The sequence below is a fragment of the Streptomyces phytophilus genome, from assembly GCF_013870535.1.
Classification (GTDB): domain Bacteria; phylum Actinomycetota; class Actinomycetes; order Streptomycetales; family Streptomycetaceae; genus Streptomyces; species Streptomyces phytophilus.
Map to the genome: position 1 here is coordinate 1 of NZ_JACBXC010001258.1, position 1727 is coordinate 1727.

At 73.6% G+C, this 1727-nt stretch carries 2 protein-coding genes and 1 pseudogene; all 3 read left to right on the top strand.

Translation table 11 applies throughout. The features are described from left to right. On the top strand, nt 1-196 hold a 196-nt coding region (locus H5J30_RS31370; protein WP_309505692.1), incomplete at its 5' end, for a TrmH family RNA methyltransferase. 73 nt (nt 197-269) lie between these two features. Continuing rightward, nucleotides 270-1355 carry a sensor histidine kinase gene (locus H5J30_RS31375; protein WP_181790941.1) on the top strand — a complete coding sequence of 362 codons (1086 nt, stop codon included), beginning with the start codon at nt 270-272 and terminating at the stop codon, nt 1353-1355. A gap of 231 nt (nt 1356-1586) precedes the next feature. Then, nucleotides 1587-1727 (top strand): annotated as a pseudogene (locus H5J30_RS31380) (phenylalanine--tRNA ligase subunit alpha); the annotation flags it as partial.

Consider the following 1727-nt stretch of genomic DNA (forward strand, 5'->3'; position numbering starts at 1 on the left):
CGGCTGGGTCTTCGGCAACGAGGCGTGGGGGCTGCCCGCGGAGACCAGGGCGCTCGCCGACGCCGTCGTGCGCGTGCCGATCCACGGCCGCGCCGAGAGCCTGAACCTCGCCACCGCCGCCGCCGTGTGCCTCTACGCCTCGGCCCGGGCGCACCGCCCGATCGGCGGGTGCCGTCCCGTCGGCTCCGCCCGGTAAGGTGACCGCTCTAGGTCCGCGAGTCGACCGTACGGGCAGGCCAACGCCCGGACCGCGGGAGGGGGTTCATGGGGTGGAGAGTGCAGATGACGGGCCCGAGGCCAAGGACCTCGGCTGTGCGCCCGACGATCTGCCGGACGGACTCGTCGTGGCCGACGAGCGCGGCGTCGTGGTGCGCTTCAACGCCGCCGCCGCGCGGATCACCGCCCTGGAGCCGGCCGCCGTCCTCGGCCGCCCGCTCACCGAGGCGCTGCCCCTGGAGGACCTGAAGGGCCGCCGCTGGTGGCGGCTGACGGACCCGTACGGGGGCCTGGCCATCCGCACCGGCCACCCCGAGCGCAACCTGCTGCTGCCCGGCAACCGCGAGGTGCTGGTCGCCGCCCGCTACGTACGCGACGGGCGCACGGGCCCGGTCCGCAAGCTCGTCCTGACCCTGCGCGGCACGGAGGACCGGCGGCGCAGCGAGCGCAGCCACGCGGAGCTGATCGCCACCGTCGCGCACGAGCTGCGCTCCCCGCTGACGTCCGTGAAGGGCTTCACCGCCACACTGCTGGCGAAGTGGGAGCGGTTCACCGACGACCAGAAGCGGCTGATGCTGGAGACGGTGCACGCCGACGCCAACCGCGTCACCCGGCTCATCGCCGAGCTGCTGGACATCTCCCGTATCGACTCCGGCCGGCTGGAGGTGCGCAAGCAGCGCGTCGACGTGGTTGCCGCGGTGCACCGGCACGTGGAGGCGCAGACCACCGCGGGCCAGGACCCGGCCCGCTTCCGTACCCTGGTACCGAGCGAGCTGCCCGACCTGTGGGCCGACCCCGACAAGGTCGACCAGGTGCTGGGCAACCTGCTGGAAAATGCCGTGCGGCACGGCGAGGGACTTGTCACCATCGAGGTGGCACCCGCCACTCTCAACCACGGCAGGGAAGGCACCCAGGTCACCGTGAGCGACGAAGGCCCCGGCATCCCGGAGGAGTCGATGAGCCGCGTCTTCACCCGCTTCTGGCGGGGTAGCAAGCGCGGCGGCACCGGCCTGGGGCTGTACATCGTCAAGGGCATCGTGGAGGCCCACGGCGGGATCATCACGGTCGGCCGCGCCCCCGGCGGCGGCGCCCGCTTTCGATTTACGTTGCCCGTCGGCGCCCCGGCCCACCTCGCCTGAGCAGCGGCCGCCCGCCCACGGGCCACACCCACGTCCACGCGCCTTGAGCTCCTGTCTCGCGGACCCCGCCCGCCTCCGGGCGGAGGACCGGGTCCGCGGTACAGGCTCTAGACTCGACCCCCGGCCCCTCGGCGACCCCGCTCTCCCCCAGAGCCTTCGGCCTGGGGGTACCCCCACACGCCGCGGCCGCCGGGTCGGGGCGCAGCCAGCCAACCGGAAGCACGGGAAGAGATGTCGGCACCGAACAAGTCGTACGACCCTGTCGAGGTCGAGGCACTGAAACCGGAAGAGATCGACCGGGTGCGCGACGAGGCGCTCGCCGCCATCGCCGCGGCCGGCGACCTCGCAGAGCTCCGCGAGGTGAAGATCGCC